This window comes from Sphingobium sp. KCTC 72723 (assembly GCF_014280435.1).
Classification (GTDB): domain Bacteria; phylum Pseudomonadota; class Alphaproteobacteria; order Sphingomonadales; family Sphingomonadaceae; genus Sphingobium.
Map to the genome: position 1 here is coordinate 1955548 of NZ_CP060388.1, position 23405 is coordinate 1978952.

The following is a 23405-nucleotide window of genomic DNA, read 5'->3' on the forward strand; positions in this document are numbered from 1 at the left end:
GATTTTGCGGGCGCTTGTCCATGGCCTGTTTCACGCCCCCCGGCGCAGCCGCGCGAAGAAGAAGCCATCGGTGCCATCGTGGCCCGGTGTCAGCAAGCGACCGGCGCCATGAACGCGGCCCGGCGTCATCGCGATCGGTTCGGCGGTCCATTCAGCGTGACGGCGCAGGAAAGCGTCCACCTGGCCCCGCCCCTCCCGATCGGTGAGCGCACAGGTTGCATAGACCAGCGCGCCGCCCGGTGCCAGCAAGGGAGCCGCGAAATCGAGGATGCGGGCCTGTTCCGCGACCAGCCGGTCGAGCCGCGCGGGCGTCAGCCGCCAGCGTGCTTCGGGGTTTCGCCGCCATGTGCCGGTGCCGGAGCATGGCGCATCGACCAGCACGACATCGACCTGACCGTTCAGCCTTTCCAGCCCGCGCGCTTCATGGCTCTGGTCCAGCAGCAGCGTTTCGATGAAGGTCGCCCCGGCCCGATCGGCGCGCGGGCCAAGGCGGGCGAGACGCGAACGGATGGTATCAGCCGCGAACAGCGTGCCTTTGCCATCCATGGCCGCTGCCAGCGCCAGCGTCTTGCCACCCGCGCCTGCGCACATATCCACTACGGTCATGCCGGGTCGCGCGGCGCAGGCATGGGCGATCCACTGACTGCCAGCATCCTGCACCTCGACCAGACCGTCCTGCCACGCTTCGCTCTGTTCGACCGGGGAGCCTTCGGGCAGGCGCAGCGCGTCGGGCAGGTCGGCAACGGGTTGCGCGTCGGGGAAATGGGCCGCGACCTGCGCCGGGCTGGCCTTGAGCCGATTGACGCGCAGATCCACTGGTGCGCGGCCCAGCAGCGCCGATTGTTCGACCGGGGTAGCGAGCAAGGGTTGGAGCCAGCCCGGCACTGTGCCTGCCGCTGCGCCGACTTCGCCCGGCTCGATCGGCAGCGGCGCATGAGTCGATCCGTCGAACAGGGCGGCCATGTCGGGGCGATCCAACGCCAGCCCGATCATCGCTTCGCGCCCGGTCTGCGGACATTCGCCAGCACGGCGGATGGCGTCATAGACATGATCACGCACCGCCCGCCGATCGCGCGAACCGGCATAGCGCCGGTCCTTGAAATAGCGGGCGATCAGCGTGTCGGCAGCCGGGCCGCCATCGCGCGCGGACGCGATTATGGCGTCGAGCAGGTCGATCGTGGCCTGGATGCGGGCGGAGGGTGTCATATCCCCTTCCCGGTCCGGGAAGGATCAGCGCGTCGGGTAATTGGGAGCTTCCCGTGTGATGGTGACGTCGTGGACATGGCTTTCCGACAGGCCTGCATTGGTGATCTGCACGAAGCGGGCGCGTTCCTGCAGGTCGGGGATGGTGCGGCTGCCGGTATAGCCCATCGCGGCCTTCACGCCGCCGACCAGCTGGTGGATGACGTCCTTGGCCGGTCCCTTGAATGGCACCTGGCCCTCAATGCCTTCCGGCACCAGTTTCATCTGATCCTTGATGTCCGCCTGAAAATAGCGGTCCGCTGAGCCGCGCGCCATGGCGCCGACGCTGCCCATGCCGCGATAGCTTTTATAGGCGCGGCCCTGATAGAGGAAGGTTTCGCCCGGCGCTTCGGCGGTGCCAGCCAGCAGCGAACCGACCATGACGCAGCCTGCGCCAGCGGCCAGCGCCTTAGCCAGATCGCCCGACGTGCGCAGGCCGCCATCGGCGATCACCGGCACGCCATGCTTTGCCGCTTCGTTGGCCGAATCCATTACGGCGGTCAGTTGCGGCACGCCCACGCCCGCGACGACGCGAGTGGTGCAGATGGAGCCGGGACCAATGCCGACCTTCACGCAATCCGCGCCCGCGCCGATCAGCGCCTTGGTCGCTTCGGCAGTGGCGACATTGCCCGCGACGACCTGCACATGGCTGGACAGTTTCTTCACCGCTTCGACGGCGGCGGACACCTGGCTGCTGTGGCCATGGGCAGTGTCGATGACGATCAGGTCGCATTCCGCATCGATCAGCGCGCGGCTGCGTTCCAGCCCCTTTTCGCCGACCGTGGTCGCGGCGGCGACGCGCAGGCGGCCAGTGCCGTCCTTGGTTGCCTGCGGATAGGTGACTGCCTTTTCGATGTCCTTGACGGTGATGAGGCCAACGCAATGATAGCCTTCATCCACGACCAGCAACTTTTCGATCCGGCGCTGGTGGAGCAGCCGTTGCGCCTCTTCCTGCCCGACGCCGACCTTGACGGTGGCCAGATTATCCTTGGTCATCAGTTCGCTGACCGGCTGATCCGGGTTTTCGGCAAAGCGGGTGTCGCGGTGCGTGAGGATGCCGACCAGCTTGCCGCTCGATTCGACCACCGGGATGCCGCTGATCTTGTGACGCTTCATCAGCATCTGCGCATCGGCCAGCGTCGCGGTGGGCAGGATGGTGATCGGGTTGACGACCATGCCGCTTTCGAACCGCTTGACCGCGCGCACGGCGTCGGCCTGCTCCTCGACCGACAGGTTGCGGTGCAGGACGCCCATGCCGCCAAGCTGCGCCATGACGATCGCCATGTCAGCCTCCGTCACCGTGTCCATTGCCGACGACAGGATCGGAATGTTCAGCTTGATCGCCTTGGTGACAAAGGTGCCGGTGTCCGCCTGGCTGGGCAGCACATCGGATGCGCCGGGCTGCAACAGCACGTCGTCAAAGGTGAGGCCGAGGCGGATTTCCATGGAACGAGCCACTTTCTGCTGCGGGACGAAAGGCGCGTCCCAAGGGATTTGTGGCGGCCCATGTAACCACTTCATGCCCGGACGGCCAGACCCCCGGCGGGATTTATTGTGGGGTGGCGGTATGGCACGAAAAAGGGCGCGACCTGCGCCGCGCCCTTTTTCATTTCGCCGGTTTCCGGTTGCTTATGCGCCAGCAGGTGAGGGATCGCCAAACGGTCCCTTGCGCTTGCGGATGCGCGGGATGGAGGAGCCAGCCGCCGGGATGACCGATGGCTTGATAGTGGTGCCATCGTCGCGGGTGATTTCACCCTTTTCCAGCAGCGCCTTGATCTCGTCGCCGCTCAGCGTTTCATATTCCAGCAGCGCGTTGGCGAGCAGGTGCAGTTGCGCTTCATGCCCCGTCAGCAATTCCTGCGCGCGGGCATAGCCCTGCTCCACCAGCCCACGAATTTCCTTGTCGATCAGCTTGGCTGTTTCGTCCGACATGTGGACGCGCGCGCTTTGCGAATAGCCAAGGAAGGTTTCGCCCTGCTGTTCTTCATATTGCAATGGACCCAGCTTGTCGGACATGCCCCACTGAGTGACCATGTCGCGCGCCAGCTTGGTCGCATATTGAATGTCGCCCGAAGCGCCCGACGACACCTTGTCATAACCAAAGATGATTTCTTCGGCGACACGGCCACCCATGGCGACGGCCATGTTCGCGTGCATCTTGTCGCGGTGATAGCTGTAGCTGTCGCGTTCGGGCAGGCGCATCACCATGCCCAGCGCACGACCGCGCGGAATGATCGTCGCCTTGTGGATCGGGTCGGACGCCGGTTCATGGACGGCGATGATCGCATGGCCCGCCTCATGATAGGCGGTCATCTTCTTTTCGTCGTCGGTCATGACCATGGAACGGCGTTCCGCGCCCATCATCACCTTGTCCTTGGCCGCTTCAAATTCGTCCATGGCAACCAGCCGCTTGCCGCGACGCGCCGCCATCAGCGCCGCTTCGTTGACGAGGTTGGCGAGGTCCGCGCCGGAGAAGCCCGGCGTGCCGCGCGCAATGGTGCGCGTGTCGACATCGGGTGCCAACGGCACCTTCTTCATATGCACGGCGAGAATCTTTTCGCGGCCTTCGATATCGGGGCGCGGCACCACGACCTGACGGTCGAAACGGCCCGGCCGCAGCAAAGCGGGGTCCAGCACGTCCGGGCGGTTGGTCGCAGCGACGATGATGATGCCTTCATTCGCCTCAAAGCCGTCCATTTCGACCAGCAGCTGGTTCAGCGTCTGTTCGCGCTCATCATTGCCATTGCCCAGGCCTGCGCCACGATGGCGACCGACAGCATCAATTTCGTCGATAAAGACGATGCAGGGCGCGTTCTTCTTTGCCTGTTCGAACATGTCGCGCACGCGGCTGGCGCCGACGCCCACGAACATTTCAACGAAATCGGAACCCGAAATGGTGAAGAACGGCACGCCTGCTTCGCCCGCAATCGCGCGCGCCAGCAGCGTCTTGCCGGTGCCGGGCGAGCCGACCAGCAAAGCGCCCTTGGGAATCTTGCCGCCCAGTCGCGCAAATTTGGTGGGATCCTTCAGAAATTCTACGATTTCTTCCAGTTCCTCACGCGCTTCGTCGATGCCGGCAACGTCCTGAAACGTCACTTTGCCATGTTTTTCGGTGAGCAGCTTGGCCTTGGACTTGCCAAAGCCCATCGCGCCGCCCGCGCCGCCGCCCTTTTGCATCTGACGCAGCACGAAGAAAGCGATGCCCAGGATCAGCAGGAAGGGAAGCGACTGGTAGAGCATGATCTGCCAGAAGCTCGGCCCCTCTTCCGCCTGACCCGAATATTTGACGTTATAATCGTCCAGCAGGCCTGTGAGGCCGGGATCGTTGACCGGGACAGTGCTGAATTTCTGACCGCTCGACAAAGTGCCGCTGATCTTGTCCGGCGCGATGGCGACGTCCTTGACCTGGCCTTCCTGCACTTTGGACCGAAATTCCGAATAAGCGATCCCGGTGCCAGCGGTCGAGGCCGAACGCCCGTCGAATATCGACACGAACAGCAGCAGGGCGACGATCACGCCTGCCCAAATCATGGCACTCTTGATCCAGGGGTTGCCCTGCGGGTCTTTGTCGTCGTTCATCGTCACTCGCTTTTCGCCCGCCTAGATAGGGCTGCCACCAAGATAGGGCGCGCCTGCAAAAGCGCAAGCCAGCCAGTGCGCGGCGTTTCAGACGCCCGCTAACAAGGTGGCGGCAACATAGGCCAGCGCCAGCGCCAGCCCTGCAGACAGGCCACAGAGCAGATAGCCCAGATAAAAGAGCATCGGCGGATGGGGCCGTGCCAATTTGCGGTTACGCTGCGCCGCCGAAAGAATGACACTGGCCAGCAAGCCATATGTCAGTGCTGCAAACTCCACCATCTTCACCTGTCCCCGCAATTGCCAGAAAAGAATTAACCATGATGGCCGTTAAGAAAAGGTCATTGCAGCGCACAAAATCGACAGGGCGTGAGGCGAACGCGCCGGGCGGTGGAACCTTTCCGTAACGACCGCTAACGGGATCGGCGTGCCGGGGCTGGCCCGATTTTCCAGACGCTACCGCCACGCAGCAGGCACGCGCCGAGGCTGCATTGCCCGCCTGCCGCCGCGATGCCGATCGCCCGGTCGATCGCTTCGCCACGCGGCAACGCCGCCGGATCGATTCGTGCCAGCATCAACAGCACCAGCCGCCGCATATATTCGCGTGGCAGGTCGGTGCGATCGAGCGTCCAGCCTGCGCCATCCGCGCGCACATGGCGCGCCGCCAGATCGGCCATGGACCAGTCGAGCGCGTCCTGCGCCTCCGCCAGCGCCGCGGCGCTGCGGGCTGCTGCGGCCGCGTTCAGCCAGGGCGCGTCGGCCAGCGCCATGCGCAACGCCGCCCGGTCGAAACGCGGGTCGGCGTTGGACGGGTCATGAACATGCGGCAAGTCCAGCGTCTGCGCAAAGGCAAGCAGGTCTGCCTTGCGCTCCGCCAATAGGGGCCGGATCACACGGCCCGACCGCCCCCGCACCCCAGCCAGCCCGGCTACGCCGGAACCCCGGTTGAGCCGCATCAGCAGCGTTTCGAGCTGGTCGTCGGCATGGTGCGCGGTCATGATCCAGTCGATGCCCTGCGCCACGCGCCATTGCTCGATCAGGGCGTAGCGTTGCGTGCGCGCCCAGGACTGGAGATTGCCCACTAACGGGGCGTCGGGCGTCAGGATCGCATGGTCGATGCCCTGCCCCGCGCACCAGCGGGCGACCATCGCGGCTTCGTCGGCAGAAGCGGCGCGCAAGCCATGATCGACGCTGACCGCCGCCACCCGACCGGGGAAAGCGTGGATGGCCAGCGCCAGCAGCGCCATGCTGTCCGGCCCGCCCGATACAGCGATACCAAAGCGTGCCGTGTCGCCTCCCCCACCGACCAGCGCTTCGACAGCCGCGATCAGCCGGGCGACACATGCCGCCTCGTCCAGTTTTTCGTTCAGCTGCACTTGGCTTTGGTGCGGCCCTTGTCCATCATACCGCGCAGGCTGGCGGACAGGGTGGTGCCATAGACCTGCTCCAGTTCCGCATAGACTTTGCACGCATCGGCGGGCTTTTTGAGCTGGATCAGCGCTTCGCCAAGATAGGCGAGGCTGTCGGCAGCGCGATCACCACGCGGGCGTTTCTGATAATTTTCGTAGAAGGCGACGGAAGCCAGCGCGGGCTTGCCATCATCCAGATAGGCGCGGCCGAGCAGGTTCTGCGTCCGGCTGGCGACCGATGCGGTGCCATATTTTTCGACCGTGGCCTTCAGCTGCGCCTGCGCTTCGGGATAGAATTTGGCGTCCCACAGGCGATAGCCATAGCTGTAGGCATCCATGGCGGCATCGCCCGTGTCGGGCTGCTCGATCGCGGCGACGGCAGCCTTGCGCGCTTCGCTGGCGACCGGGGTTGGGGCCGGGGCGGCAGCTTTGGGCGTGGCGGGCTTGGGCGTGGCCGGTTTCGTCGCGACGGGTGCCGTATCGCCTACAATCTCCGCTGCGGCGGTCGGGCGGGCGACAGGGGGCGCTTCGGGTGGCGCCATGCGCGCGTCGGCTTCCGCCTTATATTTAGTGAAGGCGTCTTCCAGTTGTTTGAGTTTGAAGCTGTTTTCCTCGACCTGGCCAGTGATGGACGCCAGTTGCGATTCCAGCGCACCGACCCGCGCCGTCAGGTCGGCAATGGGCGCGGACGATGGCGTGCCGGGGGCGATGCCGGGTGTGGTGGGGCGGGTGATTTCCGCCTCGATCGGCGTGCCGGCGGGAAATACCTTCCGCTGCACCGCGCGCATTTCCTTTTCCAGCCGGTCGACGCGGGTTTCCACCGGCGCATTCTGGGCAGAGGCGGAAGGCACGAGCGCGAACAGCGCCCCCCAAGCCAAGGCGGATGTCGCGAAAAAAGCGTGACGCATGATGTTCCCCGGCTAACGTAATCGCCTTAACCATAAGGCGTTAATCGGCGCGGTAAAGCGCGACATGTGGCAGGTCAGTTCGCGCCCTGGCCAAGGGGCGTGGGCGTGGGCGTGGGCGCAGGCGGCGTGGCCAAGGGCGCGGCAGGCGACGCAGCAGGTGCAGCCGGGTTACCGCGCGCCAGCAGCGCCTGAGCGCTGACGGCGACGTCGGCGATCGTGCGATCGGGCGCGCCGAGCGGCGGCACAGCCTTGCCGCCGACCGTGACCGACAGCGCCTGCGGGCGGCCCGTCAAGATCATGGGATTGCGGGCGTTGGCAGGCAGGGTGAAACTCTCACCCTTCTTCATCAGGCCGTCTTTCAGCCGCTCGCCTGCTTCGTCATAGATCCGCAGCCATACGTCGTCGATCGCCGTGAACACCACCGGCTGGGCGGCAGGTGCGACGACCTGCACCGGGCCGGCGGGACGGGCGGCGGCAGGGCCGACCTGTTCCTGTGCGGCGATTTCTTCCCCGGTGGGGGCGGTGAACATCTGGGTGCGCCAGATGGTGAAGCCCGCAACCAGAACCACAACGATAATCGCGGCTGTCCAGGCAAGCGCACGGGACGGCACGCGCGTCGGATCGACCGGCTCGAATGCTTCGTAGCGATTGGCACCCATATCGCTTTCATGCACGGCGCGACGCACATCGGCGGCGATTGCGACATCGTCCATGTCGATGGCGCGAGCATAGGCGCGGGCGAATCCGACGGCATAGGGAATCCCCGGCAAAGCGGCATAATCATCCCGCTCCACCGCTTCCAACTGACGCTGGGCGATGCGTGTACGGGTCGCCACGTCGGACAGCGAAAGGCCGATCGCCTCCCGCCCCGCGCGCAACTTTGCACCCGGCGTACCGGGCTGCATTTCCGGCGCGCCATTTGCACCGGTTTCCACGTCTGTTTCGTCTGCCATGCTGCTCCGCGACCTTTGTCGGTGGGCCTTGTCTCACTGTGAGGCGGGGATTGTCAACGCCGCGTCAATCCTTTGCGGCTCATCTCAACCCAGTTCGATATTCCGTTCGACCGCCCATTGGGTCAGCGTCCCGCGAATGTCGCGCGCGCCGCCATCGAGCAGTTCGCGCATCAATGCCCGCAGTTCTTCCGCGTCGATAGCCCGGATCATGGCCTTGACCGGGCCGACCGACGCCGGGGTGATCGACAGGCGACGGATGCCCAGACCCACCAGCGCCATGGCTTCGAGCGTGCGCCCGCCCATTTCGCCGCAGACGCCGACCGGCACCTGATAGTCCTTGCAGGTGCGCACCACCCGGTCGAGGAAGCGCAGGATCGCAATGCTGAGCCAGTCATAACGTTCGGCCAGACGCGGATGGGCGCGGTCGGCAGCGAACAGGAATTGCGTCAGGTCGTTGGTGCCGATCGACAGGAAATCGAGGCGTGGCAGCAATATGTCCAGCACTTCGGCCAACGCCGGCACTTCCAGCATCGCGCCATAGCGCACCGCGATGGGCAGCTTCTTCTTGCGCGCCAGCAACCATGCGCGTTGATGTTCGACCAGGGCGCGGGCTTCCTCATATTCCCACGGTTCCGACACCATCGGGAACATGACGTGTAGCACCTTGCCCGCGCTGGCCTCCAGCAGGGCGCGCGCCTGCGCCTTCATCAATCCGTCGCGGTCCAGCGCCAGACGCAGCGCGCGCCAGCCCATCGCCGGATTATCCTCCAGCTCCTCGTCATCCTTCTGCATATAAGGCAAAGCCTTGTCCCCGCCGATGTCGACGGTGCGGAAGATGACGGGGCGGTCGCCTGCGGCGTCCAGCACATCCTTGTAGAGGCGCTGCTGCTTTTCCCGCTGCGGCAGGGTGGCCGACACCAGAAACTGAAATTCGGTGCGGAACAGCCCGATGCCGTCCGCGCCGACCATGTCGAGTGCCTGCGCATCTTCCCGCAGACCGGCATTGACCATCAGTTCGACCCGCTGCCCATCGGCAGTGACCGAAGGCAGGTCGCGCATCGCGGCAAATTCGGCGCGGCGCTTCTGCGTCACATGCAGTTTGTTGTCGAACGCCTCTTCCATGTCGGCGGTCGGGCGCACGAGCAACGCATTGGCATTGACGTCCATCTGGATGAGGTCGCCTTCATTCACCAGATGGCGAATGTCGCGCACCCGGCCCAACACCGGCACGCCCATAGCGCGCGCGACGATGGTGACATGGGCGGTCAAAGACCCTTCTTCCAAAATGACGCCCTTCAGGCGGCGGCGATCATATTCCAGCAGTTCGGCCGGACCCAGGTTGCGCGCGATCAGGATCGCGTCCTGCCGCAGGCCCATCTGCGCCGCCGTGCCAAGCTGCCCCGACACGATGCGCAGCAGCCGGTTTGCCAGATCCTCCAGATCGTGCATCCGGTCGGACAGCAGCGGATCGTCGATCTGGCGCATCCGCATCCGGGTGCGTTGCTGCACCCGCTCGATCGCCGCTTCGGCGGTCAGGCCGCTGTCGATCGCTTCGTTGATGCGGCGGGTCCAGCCTTCGTCATAGGCGAACATCTTGTAGGTTTCCAAAACCTCCTGATGCTCGCCTTCCATGCCAAATTCCGCCGCGCCGGTCATCCGGTCGATCTGTTCGCGCATCTTGGCAAAGGCCGACACCACGCGCTGCCGCTCCGCCTCCGTATCTTCCGCGACGGTATGTTCGATATGGACGCGCGGCTGGTGGAAGACGACATGGCCGCGCGCCATGCCCATGACCAGCGGCAGGCCATGCAGCAAAGTCGTGCCGGTATCAGTGATGCGCAGATCGCTTGGCCCGTCATCGGCCAGTTCGGCGTTGGCGATCAGTTCGGACATCACCATGGCAACGGTCTGAAGCGCCTCTATCTCCACTTCCTCATATTTGCGCGGTTCGGCATGTTGCACGCACAGGACGCCCAACGCCCGTTCGCGCCGCACGATCGGCACGCCGGCAAAGCTGTGGAACAATTCTTCCCCGGTTTCGGGGCGGTAGCTGAAATCGGGGTGCGAAGCTGCTTCGTCCAGGTTGAGCGTTTCCACGTTCGTGGCGATCAGGCCGACCAGCCCCTCCCCCATCGCCATGCGCGTGACATGGACCGCTTCCTGTTTCAGCCCGCGCGTCGCGAACAGTTCCAGCACGCCTTCGCGCACCAGATAGATGGAGCAGACCTCGCTCGACAGCGATTCCCCGATAATCTCCACCACCTTGTTCAGCTTGGCCTGCGCGCTGGCGCGCGAGGCCATCACTTCCTGCAAGCGGGTGAGGATCTGGCGAGCGGCGGCGGCGGGTGTGCTGAGCATGATATATGCGCTACCAGATGCACGGGCCGCTTTCCAAGGCGATTCATGCAACGCCAATCGATGCGCAATGGTCATTGGCATGGCGGGAAGATGTCGTACATTCGTCCGACAGGGCAAATGGATCAAATGCTGGGTAGGAGAATGGGGACCATGGCGACGCACGACAATATATCTTTCACGCAGGATCTGGTCGCACGCGGCTATTCGCGCCGCCAGTTGGCGAAGGCAACGGCGCTGCTGGGCGCAGGCGCAGCGGCGATCCGCACCGTCGGCGTGGGCGCGCAGCAGGCGGCCAAGCCCGTCGAGGGTGCCGTTCGGATCGGCGCGAACGAATGTTGGACCGGCCCCTTCCCCGTCGCCGCGCAGGCCGCCTTCAAACTGGTGAGCGAAGGCAATCGATACGAACCCGACAATGAGCATCAAAAGCTGTTCGATGCGGTCGCTGCGGTCGAAGGTATTCCGGCCGATCGCATCGTCGCCTGGCCCGGATCGTCCGATCCGCTGAGCCGGGTCGCCGTCGCCTATGCGTCGCCCACGCGCGGCATCGTGACTGGCGATCCGACCTATGAGGCGATCTGGCGCACCGGCGCGTGGATCGGCGCAAAGGTGACGAAGGTGCCGCTGACCAAGGATTATGCCCATGACGTGAAAGCAATGCTGGCGGCGGACCCCAATGCGGGCGTCTATTATGTCTGTTCGCCCAACAACCCGACCGGCACCGTTACGTCGATCGCCGACATTCAGTGGCTGGCCGACAACAAGCCCAAGGACGCGATCCTGGTGGTGGACGAAGCCTATATCCACTGGGTCGATGGTCCCAACGCCGCCAAGATGGCCGCGACCCGCGACGATGTGCTGATCCTGCGCACCTTCTCCAAGCTGTTCGGCATGGCCGGAATGCGCCTGGGCCTCACCTTCGCCAGCCCCAAGCTGATGGAAAAGATGATGCGTTATGACGGGGGCCAGGTGACAGCGATGCTGCCAATGACGGCTGTGGCGTGCGGCATCGCTTCGGTCGGGGAAGCCGAACTCATCAAGGCGCGCCGGGCCGAAATGGTCGCCAACCGCGAAAAATCGGTCGCGCATCTGAAAAAGAAGGGAATCAAGGTCATTCCCGGCAGCCAGGCGAACATGTTCATGGTCGATTGGGGCAAGCCCGCCAAGGACATGCAGGCCGCCCTGCTCGCCGCCAATGTGCAGATTGGCCGCAACTGGCCCGTCTGGCCCAATGTTTCGCGCGTGTCGGTGGGTTCTGCGACGGAAATGGATGCCTTTAACGCGGCGATCGACAAGGTGTGGAAGGCCTGAGTCTGATTTCCAGTATTTTTCAGCATAAAATTGCGAAAAAACGGGGCGGCGCATTGCGGAAATGCGCCGCCCTTTCGTTTGACCCAGAGAACCCGCCATTTGCGGACGCAAGGGGACAGATGACATGACCATGATGCTGGGCAAGGATGCACAAGAAGATATGATGGCGCGCGGCTATTCGCGCCGCCAGCTGGCAGAAATCACCGCGATGCTGGGCGCGGGCGTTGCCGCCAGCACCATGCTGGGCGATTTTGCGATGGCGCAGCAGCAGGCCGCGCGCGGCGTCAAGGGCGCGGTGCGTATCGGTTCGAACGAATGCTGGACCGGCCCCTTCCCGTCGGGTGTGCAGGCAATCGCCGCCGCCGGTGCGCTGGGCAACTGGTATGATCCCGACACCTATCGCAACGACCTGATCAAGACGGTCGCCACGGTCGAGAGCATCCCTGAATCGCACATTCAGCTGTGGCCTGGTTCGGGTGGCCCGCTGGTCAGCATCGTGGCGGCCTATTGCTCGCCGACCAAGGGGCTGGTGACTGCCGATCCGACGTTCGAATCCGCTTGGCGCTCGGCCGATTTCATGAAGGCGCCGATCAAGAAGGTGCCGCAGCCGGTCGGCAAGGGCCATGACGTCAAGGGCATGTTGGCCGCCAATCCCAATGCGGGCCTCTATTATGTCTGCACGCCCAACAACCCGACCGGCACGATCACGCCGATCGCCGACATCAAATGGCTGCTCGACAATAAGCCCGCCGATTCGATGCTGCTGGTGGACGAAGCCTATCTCCACTTCTCCGACGCGCCGAGCGCGGCGTCGCTGATCGGCACCCGCAAGGACATCATTGTCATGCGGACCTGCTCCAAGCTGTTCGGCATGGCCGGTATTCGCCTGGGCCTCACCTTCGCCGATCCCGAAGTGCAGAAGCAGATCATGCTGTTCGGCCCATCGGCCGGTGGCCTGTCGATCACGGCGATGGCGTGCGGCAATGCCGTGCTGAAGGAAGCCGACCTGATCGTCGCGCGGCGCAAGGAAATGATTGCTGCGCGCGAACAGACCATCGCTTGGCTGACCAAGAAGGGCATCATGGTCCATCCGGGCAGCGAGGCCAATATGTTCATGGTCGATTGGAAAACCAAGCCAGCCAAGGACATGCAGGCCGCGCTGATGGCTGCGCCGGAAAAGGTGCAGATTGGCCGCAACTGGCCGATCTGGCCCACCGTATCGCGCGTGACCGTGGGTTCGGCCGACGACATGGCGAAATTCTGCGCCGCTGTGGACAAGGTCTACAAGGCGTAAATTCAGCCTTTACAGATTGCAGGAAGGGGCGTCCGGGCAACCGGGCGCCCCTTCCTGCATCAGCAGTCATTGCGTGATTGGCGACAGCGAGAGAGACATAGGGTGCGATATTGCATCCCGCCTCGCCCTTGCCATTAAATCCCTCTATGCAGTATCATGTTCCACAAATTGAACTGATGGAGGATGGGATGGCTGGGACATTGGGCGGCATGGGACTGGCGATCGCTTTGCTGAGCGCGGGTCCGGCGATGGCTGGGCCGTCTTCTGCTCCGGCCAGTTGGACCGACAGGACGACCGGACATCGCATCGTCCGCGTGGACGACCGGCCGGGCAATTATGCGCTCTATTTCAACTACAACCCGTTCACCCCGGACGGAAAGCGCATGGTCTACCTGACGCCGGAGGGGATTCGGGTCGCCGATACCGGGACATGGGCGACGCGGCTGGTGTTGAAGGAGAAGGTTGACCGGCTGCTGTTCGTGGGCCATCGCGCCAATGTCGCTTATTATACGACGAACCCGACCGGCGGGACCGCCAATGAAGGGGCGTCGGTGGTCTGGTCGGTGGACCTGGACAGCGGCAAGCGTCGCCATATCGCCGATATGGCCGGCGGGCGGATCGAATCCATCAATGCCGACGACACGCTGCTGGCCGGGCATCGCGAACTGGCCCCGCCGCCGCCCGCCATCGCCGCGCAGGGCAAGCGCGATCCCAAGACCGGATCGCCCGGCTATGCCGGTGTCGATGCGCAGGGCCGCCCGCTGAGCTTTGCGCAGGCCAAGGAGCAATGGATGGCCGCGCGGCTGGACGCACAGGTGCCGATGGAGATTTTCAGCCTGGACATTCGCACCGGGCAGATGCGGACCATTACCCGGTCAAGCGACTGGTTGAACCATGTCCAGTTTTCCCCGACCGATCCCACGCTGCTGGCCTATTGTCATGAAGGGCCGTGGCAGAAGATCGACCGCATCTGGACCATCCGCACCGACGGGAGCGGCAAGACCAAGCTGCACCAGCGGATCATGCAGGGCGAGATTGCGGGCCATGAATATTGGGCGCCGGACGGTCGGACCATCTGGTACGACCTGATCCAGCCGCAGGGGGTGCGCTGGCTGGCCGGGCAGGATGTGGTGAGCGGGGCGCGGCGCTGGTATGCGTTGCGGCCGGGACAGGGCAGCTATCATTTCAGTTCGTCGCCCGATGGCCGCTATTTTTCGGGCGATGGCGGCAATGACGGCAAATATATCAGCCTGTTCCACCCCCGCCCTGACGAGAATGACCGGGCGCGCGACACGCTGGATGGTGACCGGCTGATCGCCACCGGCACGCTGGAGACGCAGCGGATCGCCGACCTTTCCGCGCATGACTATACGCTGGAACCCAACCAGCATTTCACGCCGGACGGCAAATGGCTGGTCTATCGCAGCAATATCGAGGGCAAGCCTGCCATCTATGCGGTGGAGGTGGCGAAGGGGCAGTAGGGTGGCTTGGCATCCTCCCCTTGCTGGCGAGAATATTTACGCACTAGCCGCCGATGTTTCGCATAGCGCCTTGAACTGGGCCATCATGTCGTCCCAGCCGGGGTGGAAGCCCATGTCGGCGTGGCGTTGTTTCGCTTCCGCGTCCCAGTGGCGGGCGGTGGCGGTGAAGCGGGTGCCGTGGCCTTCGTCGGCGAAGGTCCAGATCGCGGTGAGGAAAGGCGTTTGCGGCACCCATCCGGCGGCATAGGCGTCGGTCGTGACAACTCGTTCCTGCGGCACGATGTCGAGGATCACGCCCTCCATCGGGCCGGTATCTTCGCCATCGGGACCGAACATGCGCACGGCGTTGCGGCCGCCGGGGCGCAGATCCTGTTCTATCACCCGCGCGCGCCAGGGTTTGGGGCAGAACCATTCGTCCTTCAAATCCACCCACACCTGCCACACGATGCCGCGCGGGGCGGCGATGTGGCAGGTGACGGAAAGTTCATGCGCCACGCCGTTCATGCTGTTTTCCCGTCAAAGGCCGCCTGCATCGCGGCAGTGTCCAGCTTGCGCATGGTCATCATCGCCTGCACCATGCGGGCGATTCCGGCTCTGTCATCGCTATGATAATTGGCCATGATCGCGCGCGTGACCAGTTGCCAGCACAGGCCATATTTGTCCGTCACCCAGCCGCAGGGTCCATCCTTCCCGCCATCGGCAGTCAGCGCGTCGAAATAGTGATCCAGTTCCGCCTGATCTTCGCACCCGACCGACAGCGAAATGGCTTCGTCGAAGGTGAATTGCGGGCCACCGTTCAGCGCCTGATAGCTTTGCCCGAACAGAGTGAATTCGACCAGCAGCACGCTGCCGCCCTGCATGGGTGAAGGGGAAGGATTTTCGTCGGGATAGTAGCTGACATGATCGACCGACCCGCCGAAAATCCCGACATAGTAGCGCGCGGCCTCCTCCGCCTGTCCGTCGAACCACAGGCAGGGGGCAATGGCGGTCATGCCCCCTCCCCGGCATCGGCACGGGTGCCGACCAGTGCGAACATCGCGCCCTGCGGGTCGAGCGCCTGGATGATCCATGAACCGCCCGGCACCTCCATCGGCCCGTTGAGCAATGTGCCGCCGCCCGCGCTTACCCGTTCCACTGCTGCGTCGATGTCGCCCACGGTGAAGTAGAACAGCCACAGCGGCACGGGCATGACGTCGGGGCGGGGCATGATGCCTGCATCCATGCTCGGAAAATCGCTGCCGCCGGTTTGCGACACCAATTGGTAGCTGCCCATGTCGCCCATATCCATGGCGTCGCCCCGGGTCCAGCCGAACTGGCCGGTGTAAAAGGCCAGGTCCGCATCGAAATTACCCGCATATAACTCGTTCCAGCCGACATGACCGGGCGCGTTAGGCGGCGGCGGGGCCATGCCGTCGGGGCTGGAGCCTTTGAGCAGCATGAAGGTCGCGCCGCCCGGATCGCCGATCACGGCGAAGCGGCCGACACCTGGAATATCCTCCGGCGCGCGTTTGATGCTGCCGCCAGCGGCCGCAAGGCGCGCGGCGTCGGCATCCACATCGGCCGACCCGATATAGCCGCCCCACCAGGGGGTCATGCCGCAATCCTTCGCTTCCGGCGGGATCGCCATTACACCGCCCAATGGCCCGGCGCTGCCCACGACCAGCATATAGTCGCCATCGGGACCGAAGGGCATCGTCGTCCAGCCGACGACATCGGTGTAGAAAGCCAGCGCCGCCTGCGGATCGCTGGTCATCAGTTCATGCCAGAAAAACTGGCCGTTAAAATCGGTCATCGTCCGTGTCCCCCGCGTTCAGGCTTTGGCGTCGACCATCACGGCAAAGCCGCCATAGATCAACCGCGCGCCGGAAAAGGGCATTTCCTGTCCTTCGGGCGGGCGCATCCGTTCGTCCTCCATCACCTTTGCCGACCCGGCGTCGCGGGTTTCCTTGTCGGGCCATTCGATCCAGGAAAAGACGACTTCCTCCCCTTCCTCGGCAATGACGGCGGTGGTGAAATCATTGGTCTTGCCGGGCTTTATGTCGTCGCCCCAACATTCCACCACGCGCAAGGCACCATATTCGATGAAGATCGGCGCGGCAAAAGCGGCCAGATCCTTATATTTCTGGCGGTTGCCGGCTGGCACGGGAATTACGAAACCGTCGATATAGGCCATCGTCTCTCTCCTCTGCGTCGCTTGCGCGGGGCCACGCAGCCGACTCGCGGGGGAGTATTGAGGATATGGCCGCTTTGCTCAAGTCGCAGGGGGGAAAGCGTGTCCCCCGTGCGATCGGGGTCAGTGCGCGTCGTTGAGCGCGGCGAACACTGTGTCGAAATCGCCGCGCCGGGTCGCTTCGCTGAGGAATTTGACGCGATCGACATGAATTTCGGGCAGCGCGGGTTGCTGCGCCAGCAGCGCCATGACTTCGTCGATGAAGTCGGCCAGGGGCATCATCTGCTCATTGTCGGCATGGCCGGGCATCAGGTCGGTCTGGACACCCGGCGGGACGATCTCGATCACTTCTATGCTGCTGCCCGCCAGTTGCGCGCGCATCGCCAGCGACCAGCCATGGATCGCCGCCTTGGTCGCGCTGTAGGTCGGCGTGGCGGCCAGCGGCACGAAGGCGAGGCCGGACGAGACGGTGACGAGGCTGGCGGCAGGCTGCGCCATCAGATGCGGTAGCAGCGCGTGGGTCAGGCGAATGGGACCGAGCAGGTTGGTGGCGATCGTGGCCTCTGCGATGGCGAGGTCGATCCGGTTTTCCGCCACCATGATCCCGGCATTGTGGACGACGATGTTGAGCGCGGGGAAATCCGCCAGCAGCCCGTCGGTAAAGGCAGTGAGGCTGGTGGGATCTTCCATGTCGATCGTCAACGCCGCCATGCCGGGATGGTCGGCGACGATGGCGTCGAGTACGGCTTGCCGCCGTCCCGCGATGATGACCTGATTGCCGGCCGCGTGCCATGCGTGGGCCAGCGCCGCGCCGATGCCCGATCCGCCGCCGGTAATGAGGATAGTGTTGCCTGTGGTCTGCATGGGGATGCTCCTGTTTATTGTGGCCTGCTCCCTGTTTGCCGCCTATGCTCTCTTTTGGAAAGAAGGCACCGTAAAGTGCTATACACACTATGGGGTAAGAAATGGCGGATGCTGGCAAAAATATAGAATATCCCCCGCTCGATCCGCGTGTCGAGCGGCTGGTCAACGACCTGATCGGGCGAATCGCCGACAAATGGACGCTGCTGGTGCTGGAATTGCTGGAGGAACGCGGGACGATGCGCTTCACCGCGATCGCGCGGGCGGTGGAAGGGATCAGCCAGAAGATGCTGACCCAGACGTTGCGCCAGATGGAACGGGACGGGCTGGCCACCCGCACGGTCCATCCGGTGGTGCCGCCGCGCGTTGACTATGCGCTGACCCCGCTAGGCGATAGTTTGAGCGCGGCCTTTTGCGGGGTGTGGACCTGGGCCGAGCGGCATCTCGGTACGGTGGAGGATGCGCGCGCCCGATTCGACGCGCGCGACTGACGCTGCGGCCTATTCCTGCGTGGTGGGCAGGGGTTGCACCGTGAGTTTGGGTTGGGTCGGCACCGTAGCTGGCGGGATAGTACGAGGGGCCGTGGTCGCAGGCATGGTGGCGGACGGCAGCATCGGCAGGCGCGGTGCATAGCCTGCTGGCGGCGCGTCGGCGGGCGGACGGGGCGGCGGCGGGAGCGGCGTGGGCGATGCCACGACCGTGACGGTCGCGCCGAAACGCGACTGCCATTCGGCCAGCCGCCGTAGATAATCGGCATAGGCAGCGTAGAAATCCTGAAACGGTTTTTCCAGTTCGGCCAGCGCCACAGGGGCATGTTCAAGCAGGGCGGACGATGGCATCGCCAGCAGCCTGGCCCCGACGGTGATCGCCACCGGGCAGAATGTTTTCGTCACCGGCGGCAGCGAGAAGAAATTATAGACGACGGTGTTCAACCGTTCGCGATAGGCGACCCCCGTGCTGCCATAGGCAGCGTTATAATTGCGATCGACCGCTGCGTTGGCTTCTTTCAGCGCGGCCTGATGCACATGGAGCAGCTGGTTATACTGATTCCGCGCGGCAAAGGCGGCATTGGGGCAAGACAGCGCGGCGACATTGAGCGCCATGCGTACATGCCAGAGCGCCGTGTTGGACGTGACGCCGCGATTGGCGGTTTCATATTTGCCGTCCGCGCCAATTTCAGGGATGCCCATGCCCGCGACCGCGCCCATTGGCGGCAGCGGCCGGACAGTCGAAATAACCGGCGGCGGGGGTGTGGGCGGCGGCGGGGGTGTGGGCGTCGAACAGGCCGCGATCGCCGCCAGCGACACGAGCGAAAGGCGGCCTGCGAAACGGCGCGGTGCGAACATCAATTTCTCCGAAGGGACCATGTCCTGCTCATGCCGGGCATTGTCGTCGGAGGGAACAGGGCTACCGCTCCGTTCACCGCAAGGTTTCAGGCGGCTCGCCGCTCCAGCGCGCCAGCGGCCTGTTCCATCAGTTCCGCAATGATGTCTGCGACGGGTTCTTCCTTCGTCACCATGCCGACCGACTGACCCGCCATCAGCGACCCGCCCTCAACATCGCCATCGATCACCGCGCGGCGCAAGGCACCGGCCCAATAATGTTCGATCTGAAGCTGCGCCTCCATCATGTCGACCGTGCCGTTATCGAGCAGATTGGCGACTTCGCGCTGTTTCGCGGTGAAATTTTCCATCCCCGGATTTTTGAGCGAGCGGACGGGAATGACCGGCAGGCGAGGGTCGATCTGCACGCTGGCAATGGCGTCACGGGCCGAGGCGCGGAAAAACGCTTTCTTGAACGCGGGATGCGCAATGCTTTCGGTGGCGCAGGCAAAGCGAGTGCCAAGCTGGACCCCGGCTGCGCCCATTTCCAGATAGGCGGCGATGGCTTCGCCCCGACCGATGCCGCCCGCGACGAACACAGGCACCTGGCTCCCCATTTCCGGCAGGATTTCCTGCGCCAGCACGCTGGTCGCGACCGGGCCGATATGGCCGCCAGCCTCCATCCCTTCCACCACCAGCGCGTCGACGCCCGACCGCACCAGCTTCTTGGCGAGGGACAGCGCGGGGGCGAAGCAGATCAGCTTGGCCCCTTTGGCCTTGATCGCTTCGATGCTGCCCTTGGGCGGGAGGCCACCGGCCAGCACGACATGGCTGACGTCATGGCGCGCGCACACGTCGATCAGGTCGAACAGCATCGGGTGCATGGTGATGAGGTTGACGCCGAAGGGCTTGTCCGTCAGCGCCTTGGTCGCGGCGATTTCCCGGTCCAGCAGGTCGGGCGTCATCGCCCCGCAGGCGATGACGCCAAAGCCGCCCGCATTGGATATGGCCGACACCAGATGGCGTTCGGAAACCCAGCTCATCGCCCCGCACAGGATCGCGCTGCGGCTGCCGAGAAAGTCGGTGCCGCGCGCCATGAGGGCAGTGAGTTTGGCGTTGGTCATATGGTTCAGCCTTAACAAGCACAAAAAGCCCCTACCCTTCAGGAGCAGGGGGTCGGTCATGCCCCCCGGCATGACCTGAATAGCACGGGGTGCTGTTCACCCCCTGCTGGGTTGGGGTGGGGGCTGTCCAAGTGACGCAGCATATGGGGCAAACCCCCACCCCCGGCCCCTCCCCTGAAGGGGAGGGGAGGAAAAATCAAGCCGCAGGCGCGTCCAGGCCGTAAGCGGTGTGCAGCACGCGGACGGCCAGTTCGGTTTCGTCCTCGTCGATCAGGACGCTGACCTTGATTTCGCTGGTCGAGATCGCCTCGATGTTGATGCCGCGATCGGCCAGTGTCTGGAACATCGTGGCCGCGACACCGGCATGGCTTTTCATGCCGACGCCGACGACGCTGATCTTGGCGACTTCGGTGTCGGTGATGATCCGGCGGAAGCCGATGGCGTCCTTGTTCGCTTCGAGAATATCGACGCTGCGGGCGAGGTCCGCGCGCGGGACTGTGAAGGTGACGTCCGTTTCCTCATTGTCCTTGCTGTCATTCTGGATGATCATGTCGACATTGATCGCCGCATCGGCCAGCGGGGTGAAGATGTTGGCGACCGCGCCGGGCTTGTCCGGCACGCGGGTCACGATGATCTTCGCCTCATTCTTGTCATGGGCGATGCCGGTGATGAGCTGACGTTCCATCTTGCTTTCCTTGAGCTTGGCTTCCAGTTCCTCGTCGCTGACGATCAGCGTGCCGGGCAGGTCGGTCTGGGTGGGATCATCGAAGGAGGACAGCACCTGAACGACCACCCCTTCCTTCATGGCAAGGCCGACCGACCGGGTCTGAAGCACCTTGGCCCCGACCGAGGCGAGTTCCAGCATTTCTTCATAAGTGACGAGGTCGAGTTTGCGCGCGCGGGCAACGATGCGCGGGTCGGTGGTGTAGACACCGTCCACGTCGGTGTAGATGTCACAGCGATCGGCCTTCACCGCTGCGGCCACCGCGACGGCCGACGTGTCGGACCCGCCGCGCCCCAGCGTGGAGATGCGGCCATCGGCCATCATCCCCTGAAAACCGGGGATCACCGCGACCTGGCCGGATTGCATGGCAGCGACCAGCGCATCGGTGTCGATGCTGGACACCCGCGCCTTGGCATGGGCCTCCACCGTGCGGATCGGCAATTGCCAGCCGAGCCAGCTGCGCGCGTCGACGCCCATGGCTTTCAAGGTCATGGCCAGCAAGCCGCTGGTCACCTGCTCGCCCGCTGCGACGACAACGTCATATTCGGCCGGATCGTAGAGGGCGGATGCTTCCTTGCAGAAACCGACCAGCCGATCCGTCTCCCCCGCCATGGCGGACACGACGACGGCGACTTCATGCCCCTGCCCCACGACATGTTTCACACGCGCGGCGACGTTGCGAATTCGCTCCATCCCCGCCATGGAGGTGCCGCCGAACTTCATCACGATACGCGCCATTTGCTTGTCGAACCTGTTTGCTGGTGAGAAAGAAAATGTCCCAAAAAGGGCGAAAACGGCGCTTCTATTAGCAGCAGCGGCGGATATGGCAAGCAACGCCATGATGCAGGCGCTTAACGATTTGCCGGTCGTCCTGCCAGTGCTAGGACGGGGGCAGGCGCACAGGCACGCGACAGGATGGATATGGCAGACACAGTTTCCGCAACGATCGACCCCAAAGAAGCCGCACATTTCGGCGCGATGGCAGCCGATTGGTGGGATCCGGCCGGGTCCAGCGCCATGCTGCACAAGCTGAACCCGGTGCGGCTGGCCTATATGCGCGCGGCGATCGACCGGCACTGGCCCGGCGAGGCGCGCAGCTTTACGCCGCTCGCCGGGCGGCGCGCGCTGGACGTGGGGTGCGGCGCGGGGCTGCTGGCAGAGCCGTTGGCGCGGATGGGCGCGCGCTTGACGGCGCTGGACGCCGCGCCGGAAAATATCGCCGTCGCCAGCGCCCATGCGCAGGCCCAGGGGCTGACCATCGACTATCGCGCGACCCCGGTGGAGGAGATGGCGGATCGCGATTTCGATCTTGTCACATCAATGGAAGTGATCGAGCATGTTGCCGATCCCGCTGCCTTTATCGCCGCGCTGGCTGGCAAGCTGGCCCCCGATGGACTGATGATCCTGTCCACCCCCAACCGCACCCCCCTGTCCCGCCTGGCCATGATCACCATTGGCGAAAGCGTGGGCGGCATCCCCAAGGGGACGCACGACTGGAACCGTTTCCTAACGCCCGACGAACTGACCGAGTTGCTGGAGGCAGCGGGGCTAGAAGTGATCGAGCGCAGCGGTTTGAGTTTCGATCCGCGCAAGGGGTTCGTGCTGTCATCCAACAGTGCGATCAACTATCTGCTGACGGCGCGGCATAAACGAACATAGAACATAAGCTAATCAGGATGGGTGGAGCGCAATCGGCTCACGACGCCATAAGGCGTGGTGGACAGGGTTGGGTTCGAACCAACGTAGGGGAAACCCCGGCAGATTTACAGTCTGCTGCCTTTAACCACTCGGCCACCTGTCCAATGCCCTGCGCAGCGACGAAAAAATGCTTCGTAACCGCGTCGGAGGCGGCTCAATGGCGAAAGGAGGCTTGCCTGTCAATGGTCGGATGTGAAAAGAGCGCTTCCATGAAAAGAGGTCATCGTCCCGCCAAGCCGAAAGGCGCCTTCCCGCGCTTTTATGGTCGCCACGCCGTCATTGCGGCGCTGGCCAATCCCAACCGCATCGTGCGCAAGATATGGGGCACGCGCGAAGCGCTCGACGCTCTCGATCTGCCGCCGGTGCTGCCGATCGTCTATGCCGACGTCGCTGACATGGGCCGCATGGTCCCGTCCGACGCGCCGCATCAGGGCATCGTCGCCGAAGTCGAGCCGCTGGACGATGTCTGGCTGGGCGATGTTCTGGAACTGGGGCAGGATGACAAGCGCCCGATATTGGTACTGGATCAGGTTACCGATCCGCATAATGTCGGTGCGATCCTGCGTTCCGCCGCTGCATTCGACGCATTGTGCATCGTGACGCAGGACCGTCATGCGCCACCCGAATCGGGCGTGCTGGCGCGCGCGGCGTCGGGCGCGCTGGAAATCATGCCATGGGTGCGGGTGGTGAACCTGTCCCGCGCGCTGGATGAGATTGCCGAGGCCGTTTACTGGCGCATCGGGCTGGACGGCGACGCCAACACCACGCTGGGCGAAGCGATCGGCGAATCGCGCGTCGCGCTGGTGCTGGGAGCCGAGGGTGAAGGGTTGCGCCACAACAGCATGGCACATTGCGACATTATCGCTAAACTGCCGATCAGCCCGCGCATGGAAAGCCTGAACGTGTCCAACGCTGCGGCCATCGCCCTGTACGCTGCCGCCAGCCGGTAGGCAGCCGACAAAGCGGTGACGACGAAC

At 64.2% G+C, this 23405-nt stretch carries 22 protein-coding genes and 1 tRNA gene; 6 read left to right on the forward strand and 17 right to left on the reverse strand.

The genetic code is table 11. The annotated features are described in order from the left end of the window. Window positions 1-30: 30 nt before the first annotated feature. The 8 genes from SPBM01_RS09705 to ptsP all read right to left on the reverse strand — a co-directional run bounded on the left by SPBM01_RS09705 (window position 31) and on the right by ptsP (window position 10446). Window positions 31-1206, reverse strand: a complete 1176-nt coding sequence (locus tag SPBM01_RS09705; protein WP_188065298.1) for an RsmB/NOP family class I SAM-dependent RNA methyltransferase — start codon at window positions 1204-1206, stop codon at window positions 31-33. A 24-nt stretch (window positions 1207-1230) separates the two neighbouring features. Next, a complete protein-coding gene (gene guaB, locus SPBM01_RS09710; protein WP_188065299.1) occupies window positions 1231-2688 on the reverse strand; it encodes an IMP dehydrogenase in 1458 nt (485 codons plus the stop codon). 183 nt (window positions 2689-2871) lie between these two features. Then, window positions 2872-4821, reverse strand: coding sequence for an ATP-dependent zinc metalloprotease FtsH (ftsH, locus tag SPBM01_RS09715; protein WP_188065300.1), 1950 nt, complete (start codon window positions 4819-4821; stop codon window positions 2872-2874). Between the two features lie 87 nt (window positions 4822-4908). Beyond that, window positions 4909-5100: a hypothetical protein gene (locus SPBM01_RS09720; RefSeq protein ID WP_188065301.1), complete on the reverse strand. Its 192-nt coding sequence runs from the start codon at window positions 5098-5100 to the stop codon at window positions 4909-4911. A gap of 131 nt (window positions 5101-5231) precedes the next feature. Next, a complete protein-coding gene (gene tilS / locus SPBM01_RS09725) occupies window positions 5232-6176 on the reverse strand; it encodes a tRNA lysidine(34) synthetase TilS (protein WP_410483054.1) in 945 nt (314 codons plus the stop codon). Window positions 6177-6184: 8 nt separating this feature from the next. Continuing rightward, complete coding sequence (locus SPBM01_RS09730; protein ID WP_188065302.1) at window positions 6185-7135, reverse strand: hypothetical protein; 951 nt, start codon at window positions 7133-7135, stop codon at window positions 6185-6187. A 74-nt stretch (window positions 7136-7209) separates the two neighbouring features. Next, a complete protein-coding gene (locus SPBM01_RS09735) occupies window positions 7210-8088 on the reverse strand; it encodes a helix-turn-helix domain-containing protein (protein WP_188065303.1) in 879 nt (292 codons plus the stop codon). 84 nt (window positions 8089-8172) lie between these two features. Then, window positions 8173-10446 carry a phosphoenolpyruvate--protein phosphotransferase gene (ptsP, locus tag SPBM01_RS09740; RefSeq protein ID WP_188065304.1) on the reverse strand — a complete coding sequence of 758 codons (2274 nt, stop codon included), beginning with the start codon at window positions 10444-10446 and terminating at the stop codon, window positions 8173-8175. Between the two features lie 150 nt (window positions 10447-10596). On the opposite strand from ptsP, the gene SPBM01_RS09745 reads away from it, so the two are divergent. The 3 genes from SPBM01_RS09745 (at window position 10597) to SPBM01_RS09755 (ending at window position 14529) form a co-directional block, all read left to right on the forward strand. Then, on the forward strand, window positions 10597-11754 hold the full coding sequence (locus SPBM01_RS09745) for a pyridoxal phosphate-dependent aminotransferase (protein ID WP_188065305.1): 1158 nt from the start codon (window positions 10597-10599) through the stop codon (window positions 11752-11754). 124 nt (window positions 11755-11878) lie between these two features. Beyond that, entirely contained in the window at window positions 11879-13048 is a 1170-nt protein-coding gene (locus tag SPBM01_RS09750) for a pyridoxal phosphate-dependent aminotransferase (protein ID WP_188065306.1), read from the forward strand. A gap of 188 nt (window positions 13049-13236) precedes the next feature. Further along, window positions 13237-14529, forward strand: coding sequence for an oligogalacturonate lyase family protein (locus SPBM01_RS09755; RefSeq protein WP_188065307.1), 1293 nt, complete (start codon window positions 13237-13239; stop codon window positions 14527-14529). A 36-nt stretch (window positions 14530-14565) separates the two neighbouring features. Here the strand turns inward: SPBM01_RS09755 and SPBM01_RS09760 are convergent, their stop codons facing one another. From SPBM01_RS09760 to SPBM01_RS09780, 5 genes are all read right to left on the reverse strand, one after another. Further along, complete coding sequence (locus SPBM01_RS09760) at window positions 14566-15033, reverse strand: SRPBCC domain-containing protein (RefSeq protein WP_188065308.1); 468 nt, start codon at window positions 15031-15033, stop codon at window positions 14566-14568. Beyond that, window positions 15030-15521, reverse strand: a complete 492-nt coding sequence (locus tag SPBM01_RS09765; RefSeq protein ID WP_188065309.1) for a VOC family protein — start codon at window positions 15519-15521, stop codon at window positions 15030-15032. The genes SPBM01_RS09760 and SPBM01_RS09765 overlap by 4 nt, the downstream gene beginning before the upstream one ends. Next, window positions 15518-16321, reverse strand: a complete 804-nt coding sequence (locus SPBM01_RS09770) for a VOC family protein (RefSeq protein WP_188065310.1) — start codon at window positions 16319-16321, stop codon at window positions 15518-15520. Before SPBM01_RS09770 ends, SPBM01_RS09765 begins: the two co-directional genes overlap by 4 nt. Window positions 16322-16339: 18 nt before the next feature. Next, a complete protein-coding gene (locus SPBM01_RS09775; RefSeq protein ID WP_188065311.1) occupies window positions 16340-16702 on the reverse strand; it encodes a DUF1428 domain-containing protein in 363 nt (120 codons plus the stop codon). Window positions 16703-16822: 120 nt separating this feature from the next. Further along, window positions 16823-17563, reverse strand: a complete 741-nt coding sequence (locus SPBM01_RS09780) for an SDR family oxidoreductase (RefSeq protein WP_188065312.1) — start codon at window positions 17561-17563, stop codon at window positions 16823-16825. A gap of 101 nt (window positions 17564-17664) precedes the next feature. Between SPBM01_RS09780 and SPBM01_RS09785 the strand changes: the two genes are divergently transcribed. Continuing rightward, complete coding sequence (locus SPBM01_RS09785; RefSeq protein ID WP_188065313.1) at window positions 17665-18051, forward strand: winged helix-turn-helix transcriptional regulator; 387 nt, start codon at window positions 17665-17667, stop codon at window positions 18049-18051. Window positions 18052-18060: 9 nt separating this feature from the next. Here SPBM01_RS09785 and SPBM01_RS09790 read toward each other — a convergent pair whose 3' ends face one another. The 3 genes from SPBM01_RS09790 to SPBM01_RS09800 form a co-directional block, all read right to left on the reverse strand. Further along, window positions 18061-18906, reverse strand: coding sequence for a hypothetical protein (locus SPBM01_RS09790; RefSeq protein WP_262504381.1), 846 nt, complete (start codon window positions 18904-18906; stop codon window positions 18061-18063). Window positions 18907-18992: 86 nt separating this feature from the next. Continuing rightward, a complete protein-coding gene (locus tag SPBM01_RS09795; RefSeq protein WP_188065314.1) occupies window positions 18993-20006 on the reverse strand; it encodes an NAD(P)H-dependent flavin oxidoreductase in 1014 nt (337 codons plus the stop codon). A 196-nt stretch (window positions 20007-20202) separates the two neighbouring features. Then, the gene (locus SPBM01_RS09800; RefSeq protein ID WP_188065315.1) at window positions 20203-21468 is read right to left on the reverse strand and encodes an aspartate kinase; all 1266 of its coding nucleotides are present in this window, start codon (window positions 21466-21468) and stop codon (window positions 20203-20205) included. A 183-nt stretch (window positions 21469-21651) separates the two neighbouring features. Here SPBM01_RS09800 and ubiG point away from each other — a divergent pair, with 183 nt between their 5' ends. After that, entirely contained in the window at window positions 21652-22389 is a 738-nt protein-coding gene (ubiG, locus tag SPBM01_RS09805) for a bifunctional 2-polyprenyl-6-hydroxyphenol methylase/3-demethylubiquinol 3-O-methyltransferase UbiG (protein WP_188065316.1), read from the forward strand. Window positions 22390-22444: 55 nt separating this feature from the next. Here ubiG and SPBM01_RS09810 read toward each other — a convergent pair. Beyond that, window positions 22445-22531: transfer RNA gene (locus SPBM01_RS09810), tRNA-Tyr, on the reverse strand. 106 nt (window positions 22532-22637) lie between these two features. On the opposite strand from SPBM01_RS09810, the gene SPBM01_RS09815 reads away from it, so the two are divergent. Beyond that, window positions 22638-23378: a TrmH family RNA methyltransferase gene (locus SPBM01_RS09815; protein ID WP_188065317.1), complete on the forward strand. Its 741-nt coding sequence runs from the start codon at window positions 22638-22640 to the stop codon at window positions 23376-23378. Window positions 23379-23405 lie beyond the last annotated feature (27 nt).